Below are 19,992 nucleotides of genomic sequence, written 5' to 3' on the forward strand. Positions count from 1 at the left end.
CTGAACGGCCAGCCGCCCGATCGCGCACAGCCGCTGACACCGCGCTAACCGGCGCAGCACCGACAATGCGGTCCTGTCCCTGCAACGAGAGTAGATGACGATGGCCGAGTGGATCACCCTGGATACGCACCACGGCACCGTACGGGCCTGGCAGGCACTCCCCGAGGGCACCGCGCGAGGCGGGCTGGTGGTGGTGCAGGAAATCTTCGGCGCCAACCCGCACATCCGTGCCGTGGCCGAGCGCTTCGCCGCCGAGGGCTATGCGGTGCTGGCTCCTTCGTTCTTCGACCTGGTCGATGGACCCGATGCCGACCCGGATGCCCTGCCCTACGACGCCGACGGCGTGAAGCAGGGCCTGGAAAGGGTCAGCGCGCTGGGCATGGAGAAGGCGCTGGAAGTGGTCCGCGCGGCGGCCACCCGGCTGGCCCCCTACGGCAAGGTCGGCACCGTCGGCTACTGCTGGGGCGGCACGGTGGCGATGCTGTCGGCGCTGCGGCTCGGGCTGCCGTCGGTCAGCTACTACGGTGCACGCAACGTCCAGTTCCTCGATGAGACACCCAAGGCGCCGGTGATCTTCCACTTCGGCACCCAGGACAGGAGCATCCCGCCGGAGGCCGTCCAGGCCCACCGCGAAAAGCTGCCGCAGATGGCCACTTTCGTCTATCCGGCCGACCACGCCTTCAACCGCGAGGTCGGACATGCGTATGATCCAGACAGCGCCGCCCTGGCGCTGCAACGCACCCTGGACTTCTTCTCGGAGCATCTTGGATGAGCGAATTCGAACTCGATTCACGCCTGGCCACCGATAGCGTGCTGGTGGCGGAAGGACCGTTGTCGCAAGTGCGGCTGATGAACGACGAACGATTCCCCTGGCTGGTGCTGGTACCACGCCTGGCCGGGGTGACCGAGTGGATCGAGCTGGACGGCGAGCAGCAGGACAAGCTGCGCACCGAGCTCAACCGCGCCTGCAAGGCCCTGAAGGGCCACGACAGCGTGGAGAAGATCAATATCGGCGCGCTGGGCAACATCGTGCGCCAGCTGCACTTCCATGTGATCGGCCGCCGCGACGGCGATCCGGCCTGGCCCGGCCCGGTCTGGGGCAGCGGCCCGGCGCACCGCTACGAGCCTGCGGCGCTGGACCAGCATGTCGCCTACTGGAGGGAACGGCTAGGATATCCAGCCCATTCTTGAGCCTTGCCCGACCCGATGCGATTCAACCTCGTTGCCGCCATCCTGCTGATCCTGATCGGCCTGTTCATGCTCGCCAGCAACCTCGGCTGGACGCACCTGAACCTGTCCAAGCTGCTGCTGACCTGGTGGCCGGTGGCACTGGTGGGCGTGGGCATTGCGATGCTGTTCGGTCGCGGCAAATGACGTAGCGCCGGGTCGTGCCCGGCGAACGCACCGCGTGGACCATGCGAAAACGCCGGGCATGGCCCGGCGCTTTCGTCATGCGATGACGCGGGCGATCAGGTCCGCGGCAGGGTCACGCCGGTCTGGCCCTGGTACTTGCCGCCACGATCGCGGTACGACGTCTCGCAGATGTCATCGGCCGCGGCCTGGAAGAACAGCATCTGCGCCACGCCTTCGTTGGCATAGATGCGGGCCGGCAGCGGCGTGGTGTTGCTGAATTCCAGGGTGACGTGGCCTTCCCACTCCGGTTCCAACGGGGTCACGTTGACGATGATGCCGCAGCGCGCGTAGGTGCTCTTGCCCAGGCACACCACCAAGGTGTCGCGCGGGATGCGGAAGTACTCCACGGTACGCGCCAGGGCGAAGCTGTTCGGCGGGATGATGCACTCATCGGCCGTGATGTCGACGAAGCTGCCCGAATCGAAATGCTTGGGATCGACAATCGTCGAGTTGATGTTGGTGAACACCTTGAACTCGCGCGAGCAACGGACGTCGTACCCGTAGCTGGAGGTGCCGTAGCTGACGATGCGCTCGCCATTGGCCTGCTTGACCTGCCCGGCCTCGAACGGCTCGATCATGCCGTGCTGCTCGGACATGCGGCGGATCCAACGGTCACTCTTGATGCTCATGCTTTGTCCTGTTGAACGAGGGGGAATGGGACTGGGTCCGGGCCGGCGATTCTACAGCCGGGCCAACTGTGCCAGCCACGGTGTGGATGTTGACCAGTCGCCAGTGACGTGGGACCTCGAGCGATGCACGCGCCCGCAAGGCGGATAACAAATGAGACCACCCCGACCAAAGGAAATCAGTTACCACACATTTATGTCAGTTCCAATCGAAGCGCAAGCAATGACACATATCGACATAAAAAAATTTTCTCTTCAAATTCAACAGGATGAGGCGCCAGAAAGCACTTTTTATAAAATGAGCGCCAGATGAACGTTGCATGACGGGAGCCCGATGATTACGGTTTCATTCATCCTGAACAATTCGTTCAGGCCACTTGAACTGAACCGATTTCCATCTGCAACCGCAAAGGAACACGATGAATCTCAACTTCAATGGCCGCACACTGAAGCGCACTGCCCTTGCGCTGGTTCTCGGTGCCCTGGCAGGCACCAGCTACGCCCAGAGCACAACCGGCGATATCGTCGGCAGCGTGACTTCGGCAGATAAGATTCAGGTCAAGAGCCTGTCATCGGGCACAACGCGCGAGGTGAACGTCAGTAGCGACGGACGTTTCCGTGTATCGCAGCTGCCAACCGGAACCTACGAGGTCAGCACGGTCAGCAATGGCAGCCCAACCGCGACCACCCGGGTAACCGTGGTCGCCGGCCAGTCCTCGATGGCCACTTTCGCGTCGGCATCCTCCGGCAGCGCGACATCCCTGGAGACCGTGAACGTACGCGCACTGGGCGCGGCAAACGCCATTGATCTGGGCAGTGTCGAATCCCGGACCACATTTACCGCCGACAAGCTCAACTCCCTGCCGGTCGCCCGCGATGTCACGAGCGTCTCGCTGCTGACTCCCGGCACCGTATCATCCAGCGGGTACTTCGGCCCAGCGTCGTTCGGCGGCGCGTCGGCGGCCGAGAACAGCTACTACGTCAATGGCTTCAACGTCACCAATCTGTATGACAGTCTCTCGTTCTCGGAGATTCCGTACCAGGCCATCGACCAGTTGGACATTCAGACCGGTGGTTATGGCGCCAAGTACGGCTTTTCGACCGGTGGCGTGACCAGCGTCAACGTCAAGCGCGGCACCAACGAGTGGAAGGGCGGGTTCAGCTGGACAGGCGCTCCTGACTCGCTGCGTGAGAACGAACCGGACACCTACTACAACGATGGCTCGATTTTCCGTTCCTACGACAAGAACAGCAGCAGTTCGAATGTCTACAGTGTCTGGGCTGGTGGCCCGCTGATCGAGGACAAGCTTTTCGTCTTCGCGATGGGGCAGTTCAGCAACTCCAAGACCGGCAGCTACAGCAACCGCGGATCGCAGTACACCACCAACGGTCGCCCGCCGAGTGCTGCTGCGCTTTCAACGACCGGCTACGACTATGAGTCCAAGACGCCCTACTGGCTGCTGAAGGTCGATTGGTACCTCAATGAGAACAATCACCTGGAATACACCGGCTTCGACAACAGCCGTCGCTACAGCTACAACTATTTCAATGCACTCTATGACAAGCCCGACGCTGGTGGCGAACCCGCACGCACCAATGATCTCGGCGAATTGATCGGCAAGACCGGCGGTCAGACCGACATCTTCAAGTGGACCAGCTACCTGACCGAGAATCTGACGGGCTCGATCCAGTACGGCCAGATGCGCAACCGCAGCTCGGAACACACGATCAGCCCCGACGGTGTGACCAGCTTCTATGACGGCAACATCAACAGCCCTGAAGGCGCATGCCCGTACGTGCTGGATTACCGTTCGGAAACTGGCGGCACCGGCCGTCGCATCGGTTGCGCCGTCGCCAGCACAGTAGGCATGTTCGGCGGCCGCAACGAGCGCAAAGGCGCACGTGCCGACTTCGATTGGCAGCTGGGTGACCACAAGATCGGCTTTGGCTACAGCGATGAGAAGTGGACTTCAGTACAGGGCACCTCCTATTCCGCAGGCGCGCTCTGGTATCTGGAAGATGATTACGCCAACCGCGTGAACTTCCGCAATGGTGGCTCGATCGAAATCAAGCAGAAGTCCTGGTATGTACAGGACAACTGGCAGATCACCAACAACTTCATGCTGTACGCCGGCATCCGCAATGACTCGTTCGACAACAAGAACTCCGACGGCATCAGCTTCGTGAAGCAGGATGATATCTGGCAGCCACGCTTCGGATTCTCGTGGGACATTCTGGGTGACGGCCGCAGCAAGCTGTTCGCATCGGCCGGTCGCTACTCTCTGCCCATCGCTGCCAACGTGGCGCTTCGCGCCGCGAGCGCATCGTATTACCTGGACGAGTACTTCACCTACGATGGCATCAATCCGAACGGGTCGCCAATCATCACTGGCAGCTACGAAGATGGTGCCTATGACAACATCGTCAACGGTGAGAGCGGCGTCACCCCGGATCCTCGCGCGGTAGCGTCCAAGGGTTTGAAGCCCTACACCCAGGATGAAGTGATCCTTGGCTACCAGCAACAGATCAACTCCTCGATCGACTTCTTCAATGATTGGACCGTTGGCATCAAGGCGACCTATCGCCGTGCGAACAAGGTGATCGACGACACCTGCGATTCGCGTTCGCTCTACAACGCGGCGGTAGCCGCCGGCTATGACCTTTCCAACTGGGCCGATCCCTGGACCGTGCCGGAAGGGTTGCCGGGTTGCTGGATCTACAACCCGGGTAGCGACCTGCAGGTAACCCTGGACGTGGACGGTGATGGCAAGGTTGACGACATCACCGTGCCGGGAGCAAGCCTGGGCCCGAAGGCCAAGCGCGTGTACAAGGCCGTGACCCTCAGTGCTGACAAGCAGACCGAGCGCTGGTATGCCAGCTTCTCGTATACCTGGTCCAAGCTGGAAGGCAATTACGAAGGCCTGGTCAAGAGCACCAACGGCCAGGATGACACCGGCACCACGTCCGACTTCGATTTCGCCGAGATCATGTATGGTTCGGACGGCTATCTGTTCAATGACCATCGCCACAGCATCAAGCTTTATGGCGGCTTCAGGTTCACTGATGAGTGGTCGGTGGGTGTGAACATGCTGGCGCAGTCCGGTGCACCGAAGAGTTGCCTTGGCGGCGGCTGGGGCAGCTTCGACAGCGAGTATGGCTACTCCGGTGTGTTCCACAGCTGCGAACTCAACGGCAACCAGCCTGCTGACGATATTTCCAAGGTCGGCAGCGCGGGCCGAACCCCGTGGCAGTTCACGGTCAGTCCGAACATCACTTATACCCCGAACTGGCTGAAGGGCCTGAGCGTTCAGATGTCGGTGATCAACGCATTCAACAACATCAAGCCGGTGCAGGTGTACGAAACAAAGTACGGTCGCCCGAGCTCGGCGCCGACCATCCGGACTTATTACAACTACAACACGCCGAAGTATTTCAACGATCCGCGCTACGTCCGCTTCCAGGTTCAATACGACTGGTAAACGGACAACTCTCCAGGAAAGCGCCACTTGCCGCCGGCCTCGCGCCGGCGGCTTTTTCTTTGTAGCTGTGCTCAGAGCAGCGACGACAGAATCGGAATAGAAGCGCGCGGGCGCTTGCCCACTTCCTCGATCAGGCGCTGGGCGGCATGGCGGTAGGCCTGGGCTGGCACCGAATCGGGCTGCGCCACGGTGATCGGAGTGCCAGCATCCCCCTGCTCGCGGATGCCGATCTGCAGCGGCAGCGAACCCAGCAACGGCACACCATACTGCGCGGCCATGCGCTCGCCGCCGCCCTCGCCGAACAGGTGCTCGACATGCCCGCAGCTGCTGCAGGTATGTACCGCCATATTCTCGACGATGCCCAGCACCGGCACCTCCACCTTCTCGAACATCTTCAGCGCCTTCTTCGCATCCAGCGTGGCGATGTCCTGCGGCGTGGTAACGATCACCGCACCGGCCAGCGGAATCTTCTGGGTCAGGGTCAGCTGGATGTCACCGGTGCCCGGCGGCAGGTCGATCAGCAGGAAATCCAGGTCATCCCACAGCGTGTCATTGAACAGCTGGGTCATCGCCGAGGTGGCCATCGGCCCACGCCAGATCATCGGCGTATCCTCTTCGATCAGGTAGCCGATCGACATGGTGTCCACGCCGAACGCGCGCAGCGGCTCGATGCTCTTGTTGTCAGGGCTTTCCGGACGACCGGACAGGCCCAGCATGGCCGGTACGCTCGGCCCATAGATGTCCGCGTCAAGCACGCCCACGCGTGCGCCGAGCTGCTGCAGCGCCACGGCCAGATTGACTGCGGTGGTCGACTTGCCGACGCCGCCCTTGCCCGAACCAACCGCGATCACGTTGCGGATGCGGGCATGCGGCGTGAGTCCCTTCTGGACCTGGCTTGCATGGGGACGGCGGGGAGAACTGTTCACAACGAGCACCGGCGGGTCAGGGGAATAACCCAACATCATACAAGCTGGACACAAGCTGACTGAAATTCAGGATTGCTACAGATTCGTGCACAGATTGTTAAGTTCATGTTACGTTCGCCAAGCACTGGTTTTGGGCTGCGTCGCTGTTTCATTGCACGCACGATGGCGCATGCGCAGTGCCGTATTCGTATTTGCTCTTTGAACGGAACCACATGAAAGACCTTCGCAATTCCGCACGTCGCAACACCCTCGCTGTCGCCTTGATTTCCGCCCTGGTCGCCGCCTCGCCGGCAATGGCCCAGGACAAGGCCACCAACCTGGACAAGATCACCGTCACCGGTTCGCTGATCCCGCAGACCCAGGTTGAGACCCAGACCCCGGTCATGACCATCAGCGCTGAAGCCATCCAGTCGCGCGGCTTCAACAGCGTCGCCGAAGTGCTGCAGCAGTCTTCGCTGACCACCGGCGGCATCCAGGGTGGCCAGACCTCCGCCTCGTTCACCCAGGGCGCTGAAGCCGCTGGCATGTTCGGCCTGAATCCGGGGTACACCAAGTACCTGATCAACGGCCGCCCGATGATGTCCTACCCGGCGCTGTACAACGGCGGCGACGCGTTCAACAACATCAGCGGCATTCCGATCGACATCGTCGAGCGCATCGAAGTCCTGCCGGGCGGCCAGTCCTCCCTGTACGGTTCGGACGCGATCGCCGGCGTGGTCAACATCATCCTGAAGGACCACATGGAAGGCGGCAGCCTGTCCGTGCGTGGCGGCACCTCCACCGAAGGCGGTGGCAGCAGCTTCCGCATCAGTGGCGCGCACGGCTTCTCGGCGCTGGACGACCGCTTCAATGCGCTGGTCAACGTGCAGATCGAAAGCAGCAACCCGATCTGGGGCTACCAGCGTGACCTGACCAAGCAGAACAACACCCACGGCTATACCGCACAGCTGCCGTCGAACGACTTCGCCGTCATCGACGCCAAGACCAATGCGCTGTACATGATGGACCCGGGCAACTGCGCCAATGTCGCCGGCCAGTTTGGCGGCACCACCGTGCTGGCCAACCGCCCGACCGGCCAGTCCTGCGGCTCGGTGTTCGGCGCCGGTTACAAGACCCTGAAGAACGGCAAGGACAGCGGCCAGTTCTATTCGTCGATGACCTTCGACGTGAACGACAACTTCCAGCTGTTCGCCGACGTGCTGTACAGCAAGGAAAAGACCGAGTACACCTCGGGCTCGAACTACCTGTGGTGGGGCACCAAGAGCACCATGGGCGGCTTCTACGACCAGGCGTCAGGCAAGCTGGTCAACCTGCAGCGCGCCTTCGCTCCGGAAGACATCGGCGGCGAAGGCTACAAGAGCATCCTGAACAACGACAAGAGCCGTGCCTACCAGGTCACCCTGGGCGGCAAGGGCGCAGTGGGCAACTGGGACTACAGCCTGAGCTTCACCCGCGGCGAATATCGCCTGGATGAAAGCAAGTTCCAGCGCTTCGGCAATGCCATCAACAGCTACTTCGCCGACAAGGTGCTCGGCCCGCAGCTGGGCACCAAGGATGGCTTCGGCATCTACAACACCAACTGGGGCGCGTTCTACTCGCCGATCTCGCCGGAAGATTTCGCTGGCTTCACCGGTTACACCACCAACCACAGCCGCACCTGGCAGAACCTGGCTCGCGCGCAGGTCACCAACGGTTCGCTGTTCTCGCTGCCGGGTGGCGATGCGGGCCTGGCCGTGGTCGTCGAAGGCGGCAGCGAAGGCTGGGACTACAGCCCCGACCAGCGCCTGCTGGACGGCGACGTGTGGGGCTCGTCGGCTGTTGCCGGCAACGGCCATCGCAGCAACTATGCGGTGACCAGCGAACTGCGCATGCCGCTGCTGGAGTCGCTGACGGTGACCGCTTCCGGTCGCTATGACGCCTTCAAGATCGCCGACAACACCGTCGACAAGGCCACCTACAGCGTGGGCGTGGAGTTCCGTCCGATCGAAAGCCTGCTGTTCCGCGGCAAGTACGGCACCGCCTTCCGCGCGCCGACCCTGCCCGACGCCTTCCAGGGTCGCAGCGGCTACTATGCTGCCAACTCGACCGACTACTACCGTTGCGGCGAGCTGGGCTACACCCCGGGCAACACCGACGCCTGCCGCTACGCCGACAGCGTCTCGGTCTATTCCGAGCGTGCCGGCAACCCGGACCTGGAGCCGATCACCGCCGACGTCTGGAACGCGGGTATCGTCTGGGCACCGATGGCAAACCTGTCGATCTCGGCCGACTACTACAACTGGAAGATCGAGAACGAAGTCGATACGGCCAGCACCGACCAGCTGCTGCTGGCCGAGTACTACTGCCGCAACGGCCTGCCGAATGGCTCCTCGGCCACCTGCCAGAACGTGGCCGACTGGGTCGTGCGCGATCCGGCCGGCAACCTGAGCTCGCTGTACACCCCGAAGATGAACGTGGCCCGGCAGAACCTGCAGGCCGTGACCGTCGGCTTCAAGTACCTGCAGGACATCGGCCGCTTCGGTTCGCTGCAGTTCTCGGGCAACTACACCAACATGCTGAAGCGTGAAGTGCAGGCGCAGCCGGGTGAGGACTTCCAGGACCTGCTGGGCAACCCGAAGTCGATGTGGAACTACGACAGCTACGCCAAGGTCCGTTCCGACGCGTCGGTGGCTTGGTCGCTGGACAAGTGGACCACCACGCTGTACGCGAACTACATCGGCCACACCCCGAACTACCTGGCAGGCCTGAACGGCTACGAGTACACCCACGCCGCATCGGGCTACAAGGCAGGCAAGTGGGGGTCGTACACCACCTACAACCTGAGCGTGAACTACCGTGCGCAGGATGACCTGACCCTGTCGCTGATGGTCAACAACGTGTTCAACAAGATGCCCGAACAGCAGGCCCACAGCTACCAGGGCACCTCCGGCACGCCGTTCAACAACTACCTGTACAACGTCTACGGTCGCACCGTGTACGTGCAGGCCAAGTACGACTTCGGCAAGTAATCCCGTCGTTTTCCGGGTTTGATTCCGGACCAGGCCCCGCTTCGGCGGGGCCTTTTTTTTGACATGGCCGGGGGTGTGGCCATGGGTGTCAGCCGACAACGCTTATACGGGGATCCATCATGTCTTGCCATCGCTCCACGCCGCTGCGCCACCCACTGACCCTCGCCCTGCTTGGCACCCTGCTCGCCTCCGGTACCGCGCTGGCGCAAAGCGGCACCGCACCGACCCAGCTTGACCGCGTCACCGTCACCGGCTCGCTGATTCCACAGACCGAAATCGAGAACCACACGCCGGTCCTGACCGTCACCGCCGAGGACATCCAGACCCGCGGCTTCACCAGTGTGGCCGACGTACTGCAGCAGTCCTCACTGTCCACGGGCGGCCTCCAGGGCGGCCAGACCTCGGCCTCGTTCACCCAGGGCGCCGAAGCGGCCGGCATGTTCGGCCTCAGCCCGGGCTACACCAAGTACCTCATCAATGGCCGCCCGATGCTTTCGTATCCACCGCTGTACAACGGCGGCGATACGTTCAACAACATCAGCGGCATTCCCATCGACATCGTGGAGCGCATCGAGATCCTGCCGGGTGGCCAGTCCTCCCTGTATGGCTCGGATGCGATTGCCGGCGTGGTCAACATCATCCTCAAGGAACGCATGGACGGCGGCGTTCTCAACGTCCGTGGCGGTGCCTACAGCGAAGGCGGTGGCAACAGTTTCCGCCTGAGCGGCGCACACGGGTTCAATGGCGTCGATGACCGCTTCCACGCGCTGGTCAACGTGCAGTACGAAAAGACCAGCCCGATCTGGGGTTACCAGCGCGACCTGACCAAGGTCAACAATCCAGACGGCTACAGCCCGCAGTACGTTTCCAACGATTTCCTGGTGCTGCTGCCGGCCGCCAACAACCGCTACGCCATGATGGACCCGAACCTCTGCGCCAACGTGGCGGGCCAGTTCGACGGTACCACCGTACTGGGCACCCGCCCGACCGGCCAGGCATGCGGCTCGGTGTACGGCACCGGCTACAAGACCATCAAGAACGGCAAGGAAAGCGCACAGATCTATAGCTCTGCCACCTTTGACCTCAATGACAACCTGCAGCTGTTTGGCGATGCGCTGTACAGCCTGGAAGAGGTCAAGTATGCGACCGGCTCCAACTACACCTGGTGGGGCACCTCGTCCGGCTGGGGTCGCTTCTACGACCAGGCCAGCGGCCAGTACATGAACCTGCAGCGCGTGTTCGCCCCGGAAGACATCGGCGGCGCCGGCTACCGCGACATCATGAACACCGACCGCAACAAGGCCTACCAGGTGACACTGGGCGGCCGCGGCACGGCCGGCAACTGGGACTACAGCGTCAGCTTCACCCGTGGCGAGTACAAGCTGACCGAGCGCAACTTCGTGCGCTGGAACGATCCGATCAACGACTACTTCGAGCAGCGTGTGCTGGGCCCGGTGCTGGGTATTACCAGCACTGGCTACAACATCTACAGCCCGAACTGGGAAGCGTTCTATGCGCCACTGCCGGCAGGTGATTTCCAGACGTTCACCGGCTACAGCTACAGCCAGAGCCGTACCTGGCAGAACCTGGCCCGGGCCCAGGTCACCAACGGGTCGCTGTTCAAGCTGCCCGGTGGCGACGCCGGCCTGGCGGTGGTGGTCGAGGGTGGCAGCGAAGGTTGGGACTACACTCCCGATCCGGGCCTGATGGATGGCAGCGTCTGGGGCACCACGGCGGTCTCCGGCGCTGGCCACCGCAGCAATTACGCCGTGACAGGCGAACTGCGCCTGCCGCTGCATGACATGCTGACCGTGACCGGATCCGGCCGCTACGACGCCTTCAAGATCGGCAGCAACACCGTCGACAAGTCCACCTACAGCATCGGCATCGAGTTCCGCCCGATCGAGAGCCTGCTGTTCCGTGGCAAGTACGGGACGGCCTTCCGCGCGCCGACCCTGTCCGATGCCTTCCAGGGCCGCAGTGGCTACTATGCCAACGGCTCCACCGACTACTACCGTTGCGGCCAGTTGGGGTATGCCCCGAGCAACACCGCTGGCTGCCCGTATGACAGCGTATCGGTGTTCGGTACGCGTTCGGGCAACCCGGACCTGCAGCCTATCACCGCCGACGTGTGGAACGCGGGCGTGGTGTGGGCTCCGATCAATAACCTCTCGCTGTCGGTTGACTACTACAACTGGAAAATCAAGAACGAGGTCGACACGCTCAGTTCGGACCAGTTGCTGCTGGCCGAGTACTACTGCCGTAACGACCAGGCCAACAACACCTCTGCAAGCTGCCAGAACGTCAACGACTGGATCACCCGTGATGCATCCGGCGTGCTGGACGAGATCTACACCCCGAAGATGAATGTTGCGCGCCAGAACCTGGAAGCTTTGACCGCCAGCTTCAAGTACGTGCACGACATGGGTCGCTTCGGTTCGTTGCAGTTCTCGGGCAACTACACCGACATGCTCAAGCGCGAGCTGCAGCCGCAGCCGGGCGATGAGTTCCTGGACCTGCTGCGTGACCCCTACGCGATGTGGGTGTACGACTCTTACGCAAAGGTGCGCGCGGACGGCTCGATCGGCTGGGCCAAGGACAAGTGGACCACTACCCTGTATGCCAACTACATCGGCAAGACGCCGAACTACATGGCATACCTGGGCAATGGCTACGACTATGTGCACAGCTCCGGCTACAAGGCGGGCAAGTGGGGCTCCTACACCACCTACAACCTGAGCGTGAACTATCGCGCGCTGGACAACCTGACCCTGTCGCTGATGGTCAACAACGTCTTCAACAGGATGCCGGACAACCAGCGCTTCAGCTTCGCCGGCACCAGTGGCCAGCCGTACAACAATTACCTGTACAACGCCTACGGGCGAGCCATCTACGTGCAGGCCAAGTACGAGTTCGGTGGCCGCTGATCCGCTGACGCCACTTGTGCTGCAGAAGGCCCCGCTCCAGCGGGGCCTTCTGCTTTGGAACGCAACCAGGGCCGGCCAGGGTTGTAGATTTCACGCCAAGTTGACGAACCGGGCGCCCTCGTTCATCTTCAGGTCATCTTCCAGTCAAACTGCCAAGGATGCCCTGTACATGAAAGCCACACGCCTCTTCGCCCATGTGGGCGCTGCTGCTACGCTGCTGGGCCTGGCCGTGGGCCAGGCGCTGGCTACACCGCTGCCGGTCGACGACTTCGCCAAGATTCCCGCCATCCAATCGGTCACCATGAGCCCCGATGGCAAGCAGCTGGTTGCGATCATCGCTGCCCCGGGAAGCAACAACGGTGACACCGCGCTCGCCAACTGGAACCTGGACAATCTCGGCGCAGGCCCGGTGGCCATCACGCCCTCCGGCGACCGCATGAAGTTCATCGCCGCCAGCGCATTGAAGGCCGGCCGCAGCCTTGTCATCGGCCGCCAGGAACTTACCGCGCAGCTGGCCGGTTGTGGAGAAGGCAACTCGGTGGGAAACACCAAGACTTTCCTATCGAAGGCTTACCTGACCGACACTTCCCAGACCAAGTTCGACGAAGCATTCGCCGACAATTCACGCAAGCTTGGCATCAGCGAACAGACACAACGCTGCCTGGAACTGGCGGGAACTGCATCACTGGTTCACTCGCTCCCAATGGACCCTGACAAGGTCATCATTTCACAGATCAATCAGTCAACGTTCTCGGCAGGCTACTACCTGTTCAATCTCAAGACCGGACAGACCGAGCTGCTCTTCCGTGGCGACGCGCGCTCGACGCCCGGGTTGTTCCATCCCCGCAGCGGCGAACTCCTGACAAGGACCCAGATCGAACCGGCCGGGTCGAGCGAGTACGAACAGCAGATCCTGATCAAGGACAAGGCAAGCGGAAAGTTCGAGAAGCACGATGCGCTGACAACCAAGCTCAGCGAACGCTACACGATGGACGTGGCGGGCATCGATGACCAGACCGGCAAGCTCTACATCCTCACCGACAGATTTTCCGAGCAGGTGCAGGCCCGCCTGTACGACCCAGCAACCCGGACCTTCGACAAGGAGCCGCTGGCCGCCCACCCGCAGCATCCGATCAGCGGCCTCATCCTCGGCAGCAAACCCAGCAACTTCAATCAGGTTCTGGGCTTCTATGTGGATGGGCCGCGGCGCGAAGCGATCTATGTCGACCCGCAGATGAAGGCCCTCTTCGACGGCCTCAAACAGGCCTATCCGGGGAAGTACGTCGCCATCACCGGCTACAACGACGATCTCTCCCGCGTGCTCTTTACCACCAACAATGCCGACACGCCGACGACCTATCACATACTCAGCGACCGCAAACAGGTGACCACCCTGGGCAGTGAGCGACCCTGGATCGATGGCAGGCAGATCGGCCAGCAACGCTGGGTCACCTATACCGCCCGCGACGGACGAAAGATTCCCGCCATCCTTGATCTGCCCGCGGGCTGGAAGGAAGGGGGAGAACCACTTCCAGCGCTCGTGCACCCGCACGGTGGCCCATGGGCTCGTGACTATGCCGGCTGGGATGCATCTGGCTGGGTGCCTTACTTCACCTCGCGTGGCTACGCTGTCATCCGCCCCCAGTATCGAGGCTCAACCGGCTTTGGACGCGACCACTGGCTCGCGGGTGACAGGCAGTGGGGGCTGACCATGCAGGACGACAATGACGATGCGGCTGCGTGGCTGGTGCAGCAGGGCATCGCCGCAAAGGACCGCCTGGCCATCTTCGGGTACTCCTATGGCGGCTTCGCAGCCGCTGCTGCCACGGTCCGCAGCCCCTCGCCTTTCCAGTGTGCCATTGCCGGAGCGCCCGTCACCGATCTCGGCAGAGTCGGCATGTCATGGAGCGAGAACCGCCTGCAGCGCATCCTGCAGGGGCAGACCGTCAAGGGAATGGACCCGATACAGAACACGGCCAAGGCGACCATCCCGGTACTGCTTTACGTCGGAGATCGTGACGTACGTACTCCGGCGTTCCACGCCCGATCGTTCTACAACGCAGTCCAAGGCAAGGTTCCGGCGAAGTTCGAGTTGATCGCCGACATGCCGCACAGCATGCCGTGGTACCCGAGCCACTACCGGGCCACGCTGCCGCTGATGGCCGACTTCCTGGCCAAGGACTGCGGCCCAGGCGGCCTGTAGGCCGCCCAGGGAGGCACCCTGCCGTCGTCCACGCAGCTGGGGAGCTCTGCAGCTCCCCACCGGTACATGAATACGCCATTAGCAAAAGCGCGTTACATACGGGGAATGTTCATGTTGCATTTACTTTACGCCGTACATACACTCCGTTAACCGAAGCATAACAAGTGGGGATCCGACACAATGCGCAAGACCAACCGCCTTATTACGCCCAGCCGCCTGCCGCTCGCCCTGGCAGTGATTGCCTGCCTGCAGGCAGCCCCGGTGCTGGCCCAGGAATCCACCCGCGAGGAAGCAGCGGCGTCAAGTGCTTCGACGTCTGACAAGAAGGCCACTGATCTTGACAAGGTTACGGTCACCGGCTCCCTGATCCGTCGCGCGGACTATGAAACCACCTCGCCGGTGTTCACCATCGACACCGAGCGCAATGCCGCCCAGGGCCAGACCAGCGTCAGTGAATTCCTGCAGAAGTCGGCGATCGGCGCCGCCGAAACGCAGATCACCAATCAGTTCGGCGGCTTCACCACCAATGGTGGTACCGGCGTACAGACGTTCTCGCTACGCGGCCTGGGTGCCAATCGCACGCTTATCCTGCTTGATGGCCAGCGTCCGGGCCCGGCCGGTACCCGCGGCGCGGTCGGCGCGTTCGACCTGAACGTGCTGCCCACCGCCGTCCTGCAGCGTGCCGAGATCGTGAAGGATGGTTCGTCCTCCATCTATGGCTCCGATGCCGTCGCCGGCGTGGTCAATCTGATCACCAAGAAGAACTTCGACCGTCCCGAGCTGACCGTCAGCGGTCGCGTTCCGACCGAAGGCGGCGGTGAAGTATTCTCGGCGTCGCTGGCCAACGGCTGGAACTTCGACAATGGCAGCATCGTCGCCGCCGTGGAATGGTACCGCCAGAACGAACTGACCCGCGGTGACCGCGATTTCTTCAAGTGCGCCGAAGATATCGTCTGGGACGACAAGGGCAACCGCATCGACCGCGTCGACCGCTCCATCCTGGCCGGCACCAACCTGGCCAACTGCCAGAACATGCTGCACAACGTCATCGACGTCGGTTCCGTCCGTTACGTGCCGAGCACCGATGGCAGCACGGTTGGCCCGTTCCCGGGCTATCGTCCGCGCGCCAACCAGACCTATGCCAACGGCAACCCCGTGGCGACGTATCAGGAGCCGTACAACTTCCAGGCTTACGGCCAAGCCCAGATCATCAACCGCCAAGAGCGCAAGACGGTCTACTTTGCCACTGACTTCGGCTTTGATTCGTTCAACTGGAAGACCCAGTTCCTCTACAACAACCGCACCACGGACAACTTCTCGTGGCGCCAGTTCTTCCCGACAGTGCTGATCCCCGGCACCACCACCCGCGCTCAGCCGGTGCTGCCGTTCAAGTCTGCTTCCGAGACCGAAGTTGATTACTACTACTTCGCCAACAAGTTCGATGGCGGCTTCGGCAGCAGCACCTGGGGCTGGGAAGTCAATGCCAACTACAGCCACTCCAGTGGCAAGTACAGTAACCTTGGCATCCGCAACTCGATCAGCGGCGACATCGGCCGTCCGGGTACCGGCACTGCAGCTGCGAACTACTTCGACCCGGGCTATCTGAATGGCTCGAAGGTCGACGAGCTGGTCTCGATCCTCGGCGTCTGGGCCAAGGGCAAGACCACCTACGATCAGACCACGGTCAACGCCGTGTTCAGCGGTGAGCTGTTCGATCTTCCGGCCGGTGCCGTGGCTTCCGCCGTCGGTGTCGAGTACCGCAACTACAAGATCGACGACCAGCCGGGTGCCGATTTTGCCGACATCTGGGGTTCGACCACCGCCGGTCGCACCAAGGGCGACGAGAAGGTGAAGGAAGCGTTCGTCGAACTGGATGTGCCGGTCTTCAAGGGAGTTCCGGGCATCGAGTCGCTGTCGCTGAACGGCTCGGCCCGCGTCTTCAAGTACGACACGGTGTCCGGTTCGGACAAGGTGTGGAAGTTCGGTGTCAACTGGCAGATCATCCCGTCGCTGCGCCTGCGCGGCACCATCGGTACCTCCTACCGTGCACCGGGCCTGTATGAGCTGTACCTTGGCAATCAGACCGGCTTCCAGGCGCAGACCGCGATCGATCCCTGCATCCGCTGGGCTGAAGGCAACAACAGCAACGCTGCTGCCAACTGCGCCGCTGCCGGTATCCCGGGCGACTACACCGCCGCAGGCAACAGCAGCGCCACCGTCTTCACTCGTGGCGGCGCTGGCGGCGACCTGAAGCCGGAGACCTCGCGTGCACGCAGCATCGGCCTGGTGTTCACCCCGGAATTTGCTGACCTGAGCGTTGCGATCGACTACTTCGACTACGAAGTCAGCGACCAGATCACCGCGCTGAGTGCAGCGTCCATCCTGGAAGGCTGCTACGAGTCGACCACCTATCCGAACCGCTACTGCGACCTGATGCGTCGTAATCCGAATTCGGGTACCAACGCGAACATGATCACCGAGGTGTATGCGCAGTACCTGAACATCAACCGCCAGCGCACCCGCGGCTGGGATCTGACCCTGAACTGGGAACACGAGTTCAGCTTCGGCAAGTTCTCGCTGGACTCGCAGGTCACCTACACGGTTGAAGACACCGCCGAGCTGTTCGACAGCGCAGCGGCCAGCGGCCTGTCCTCGTCGGACCAGCTGGGTGATTTCGGTCGCCCGGACCTGGTCGGCAACCTGGGCCTGAGCCTGGAGCGTGGCGACTGGACCTACAACTGGATGACCCAGTACATCGCGTCGACCAAGGACCCGGACCTGCTGGAGACGTTCACCTATCAGGGCCGTCCGAATTCCTACCGCGACATCACCGCTGGCAGCCGCTGGTATCACACCGCCTCGGTGAGCTACGAGCAGGCCGATTGGCAGATTCTGGTGGGCGTCTCCAACGTGTTCGATGCCAAGCCGCCGCTGATCTCCAGCAGCGTCTACTCTTCGCGCTACGGCAACACCCACCCGTTCGCCACCCAGTACGACTACTACGGTCGCACCCCGTTCGTGCGCCTGAAGTACAAGTTCTGATCCACCGCTGACCGCAACACCCGACAGACCCGGCTTTTGCCGGGTCTGTCTTTTCCGGGCCACCAAGCGGCCCCCTTGCACCCAGCCGTGACCTTCGACACCCTTGCAGGTCTGGCCGGCGGCGTATCGTTCGGCCCACGGCCGTCCCACGGCCTTTCCCTGACTCACTCGGCCTGGAGGCCATCAAAGTGACCCGTACTCCCAAGATCGTGCTGCTGACCCTGGCCGTTTCGGCCGCGCTGGTCGGCTGCGGCAAGACTGAAACCCCGGCCAAGGACGCCACCGCCTCCACGCCGGCCGCGGCCGAAGCCACCAACTACACGCTGGACGAAAGCAAGCTGCCGGCCTACAACGCTTTCCAGCCCAGCGATCTGGATCCCACCAAGGACGCCTGCGGCGCCTTCGGCGACTATGTGAACAGCAAGTGGCTGGCCGCCAATGAAATTCCGGGCGACCGCACCAGCTGGGGTGCGTTCACCATCCTCGACGAGCGCTCGGTGGCCGTGCAGCACCAGCTGGCCGAACAGGTGGCGCAGGTCAAGAATCCGAACCACATCGAGAAAATCGTCGGCGACCTGTGGGCCACCGGCATGGACGAGGCCAAGATCAATGCCCAGGGCATTGAGCCGCTGAAGGCCGACCTGGCCGCCATCGACGGCCTGCAGGACAAGGCGGCCATCGCCGATTACCTGCGCACCAGCGCGGCCAGGGGCGACAACGTCCTGTTCGGCTTCGGTGCCGAAGCGGACTTCAAGAACTCGGCCGTGAACATGGCCTACGCCAGCCAGGGCGGCCTGGGCCTGCCGGACAGCACCTATTACACCGACGCCAAGAATGCCGACAAGCTGAAGGCCTACCAGGCGCACGTCGCCAAGGTGCTGGAGCTGTCCGGTGTCGCCGCTGCCGACGCCGCCAAGCAGGCCGAGGACGTGGTCAAGTTCGAGACCCGCCTGGCCAAGGCCTCCAAGTCGCGCGTGGAGCTGTCGCGCAACGTCGAGCTGTACTACAACCCGGTCACCCTGGCCGATGCCGACAAGCTGACCCCGAACTTCAGCTGGACCGAGTTCTTCAAATCGCAGGGCGTGGCCGCGCCGGAGAAGTTCTCGCTGGCCATGCCGGCCTTCCATGAGGAAGTGAGCAAGGCGCTGGGCGATACCGACCCGTCGGTGTGGCGCGCCTACCTGCGCTTCCACACCGTGGACAGCGCCTCGCCGTACCTGGCCGATGCCTTCGTGCAGGAAAACTACGAGTTCTACGGCAAGACCCTCAACGGCCAGAAGGAACAGAAGCCGCGCTGGAAGCGCGTGCTGAGCACCATCGAAAACGATGCGGGTGAAGCCTTCGGCCAGCTGTACGTGAAGGTTGCCTTCTCGCCGGAAGCCAAGGCGAAGATGGAAGAACTGGTGAAGAATCTGGCCGCCGCGCTGAAGGAGCGCATCCAGGGCTTGAGCTGGATGAGCGAGGAGACCAAGGCCAAGGCCATCGCCAAGTGGGAAACCTTCACCCCGAAGATCGGCTACCCGGACAAGTGGCGTGACTGGTCGGGCCTGCAGACCCAGCGCGACAGCTTCCTGGGCAACGTGCGCGCGGCCAACGAGTTCAACTACAAGTTCAACCTGTCCAAGATCGGCAAGCCGGTGGACAAGACCGAGTGGGGCATGACCCCGCAGACGGTCAATGCCTACTACAACCCGCTGCAGAACGAGATCGTGTTCCCGGCCGCCATCCTGCAGCCGCCGTTCTTCGACCCGAAGGCCGACGACGCATTGAACTACGGCGGCATCGGCGCGGTGATCGGCCACGAAATGACCCATGGTTACGACGACCAGGGCGCGCGCTTCGGGCCGACCGGCAACATGGAAGACTGGTGGACCGCCGCTGACAAGAAGAACTTCGAAGGCCTGACCGGCAAGCTGGTCAAGCAGTTCGACCAGTACAAGGTCGACGGCCAGGCGGTGAACGGCCACCTGACCCTGGGTGAGAACATCGCCGACCTGGGCGGCCTGGCTACCGCCTACGATGCCCTGCAGAAGGCCAGCGCCGGCAAGGAAGACCCGAAGGTGGACGGCTTCACCCGCGACCAGCGCTTCTTCTTCAACTGGGCCACCGTGTGGCGCACCAAGTACACCCCGGAGAACGCCAAGGTCCGCCTGGCGACCGACCCGCACGCCCCGGCACAGTTCCGCGCCATGGGTGCACCGTCGAACCTGCCGACCTTCGCGGCCGCGTTCCAGTGCAAGGCCGGTTCGCCGATGGCCCGCACCGGCGAGCAGCAGGTGGTGATCTGGTAAGTCCTGGCTGACGCTGTTGCAGACCTGCAAAGGCCCGGGAATTCCCGGGCCTTTGTTTTTCCGGGGTGTCTTTCATC

The 19,992-nt window shown here is 62.5% G+C and carries 11 protein-coding genes; 9 read left to right on the forward strand and 2 right to left on the reverse strand.

Translation table 11 applies throughout. The features are described from left to right. Nucleotides 1-100 precede the first annotated feature (100 nt). The 3 genes from AC5P6A_RS14540 to AC5P6A_RS14550 are packed head-to-tail and all read left to right on the forward strand — an operon-like array spanning nucleotide 101 to nucleotide 1,374. Nucleotides 101-772, forward strand: coding sequence for a dienelactone hydrolase family protein (locus AC5P6A_RS14540; protein WP_155030460.1), 672 nt, complete (start codon nucleotides 101-103; stop codon nucleotides 770-772). Next, the gene (locus AC5P6A_RS14545) at nucleotides 769-1,191 is read left to right on the forward strand and encodes an HIT domain-containing protein (protein WP_155029905.1); all 423 of its coding nucleotides are present in this window, start codon (nucleotides 769-771) and stop codon (nucleotides 1,189-1,191) included. Before AC5P6A_RS14540 ends, AC5P6A_RS14545 begins: the two co-directional genes overlap by 4 nt. 15 nt (nucleotides 1,192-1,206) lie before the next feature. Further along, nucleotides 1,207-1,374 carry a LiaI-LiaF-like domain-containing protein gene (locus AC5P6A_RS14550; RefSeq protein ID WP_005410498.1) on the forward strand — a complete coding sequence of 56 codons (168 nt, stop codon included), beginning with the start codon at nucleotides 1,207-1,209 and terminating at the stop codon, nucleotides 1,372-1,374. Nucleotides 1,375-1,469: 95 nt separating this feature from the next. Here AC5P6A_RS14550 and dcd read toward each other — a convergent pair whose 3' ends face one another. Beyond that, on the reverse strand, nucleotides 1,470-2,042 hold the full coding sequence (dcd, locus tag AC5P6A_RS14555) for a dCTP deaminase (protein WP_005410499.1): 573 nt from the start codon (nucleotides 2,040-2,042) through the stop codon (nucleotides 1,470-1,472). Between the two features lie 416 nt (nucleotides 2,043-2,458). On the opposite strand from dcd, the gene AC5P6A_RS14560 reads away from it, so the two are divergent. Beyond that, nucleotides 2,459-5,518, forward strand: coding sequence for a TonB-dependent receptor (locus tag AC5P6A_RS14560; RefSeq protein WP_155029906.1), 3,060 nt, complete (start codon nucleotides 2,459-2,461; stop codon nucleotides 5,516-5,518). 71 nt (nucleotides 5,519-5,589) lie between these two features. Here the strand turns inward: AC5P6A_RS14560 and apbC are convergent, their stop codons facing one another. Next, nucleotides 5,590-6,480, reverse strand: a complete 891-nt coding sequence (apbC, locus tag AC5P6A_RS14565) for an iron-sulfur cluster carrier protein ApbC (RefSeq protein ID WP_219633825.1) — start codon at nucleotides 6,478-6,480, stop codon at nucleotides 5,590-5,592. 176 nt (nucleotides 6,481-6,656) lie between these two features. Here apbC and AC5P6A_RS14570 point away from each other — a divergent pair, with 176 nt between their 5' ends. From AC5P6A_RS14570 to AC5P6A_RS14590, 5 genes are all read left to right on the forward strand, one after another. Beyond that, nucleotides 6,657-9,452 carry a TonB-dependent receptor domain-containing protein gene (locus tag AC5P6A_RS14570; protein ID WP_180876547.1) on the forward strand — a complete coding sequence of 932 codons (2,796 nt, stop codon included), beginning with the start codon at nucleotides 6,657-6,659 and terminating at the stop codon, nucleotides 9,450-9,452. A 119-nt stretch (nucleotides 9,453-9,571) separates the two neighbouring features. Beyond that, nucleotides 9,572-12,379: a TonB-dependent receptor domain-containing protein gene (locus AC5P6A_RS14575; protein WP_346715159.1), complete on the forward strand. Its 2,808-nt coding sequence runs from the start codon at nucleotides 9,572-9,574 to the stop codon at nucleotides 12,377-12,379. Between the two features lie 169 nt (nucleotides 12,380-12,548). Further along, nucleotides 12,549-14,582 carry an alpha/beta hydrolase family protein gene (locus AC5P6A_RS14580; protein ID WP_346715158.1) on the forward strand — a complete coding sequence of 678 codons (2,034 nt, stop codon included), beginning with the start codon at nucleotides 12,549-12,551 and terminating at the stop codon, nucleotides 14,580-14,582. Nucleotides 14,583-14,762: 180 nt separating this feature from the next. Next, complete coding sequence (locus tag AC5P6A_RS14585) at nucleotides 14,763-17,624, forward strand: TonB-dependent receptor domain-containing protein (protein ID WP_019660622.1); 2,862 nt, start codon at nucleotides 14,763-14,765, stop codon at nucleotides 17,622-17,624. A 188-nt stretch (nucleotides 17,625-17,812) separates the two neighbouring features. Further along, a complete protein-coding gene (locus AC5P6A_RS14590; protein ID WP_180876540.1) occupies nucleotides 17,813-19,915 on the forward strand; it encodes a M13 family metallopeptidase in 2,103 nt (700 codons plus the stop codon). The last annotated feature ends 77 nt before the right edge of the window (nucleotides 19,916-19,992 follow it).

The sequence above is a fragment of the Stenotrophomonas sp. YJH_SMC_20 genome (assembly GCF_059367845.1).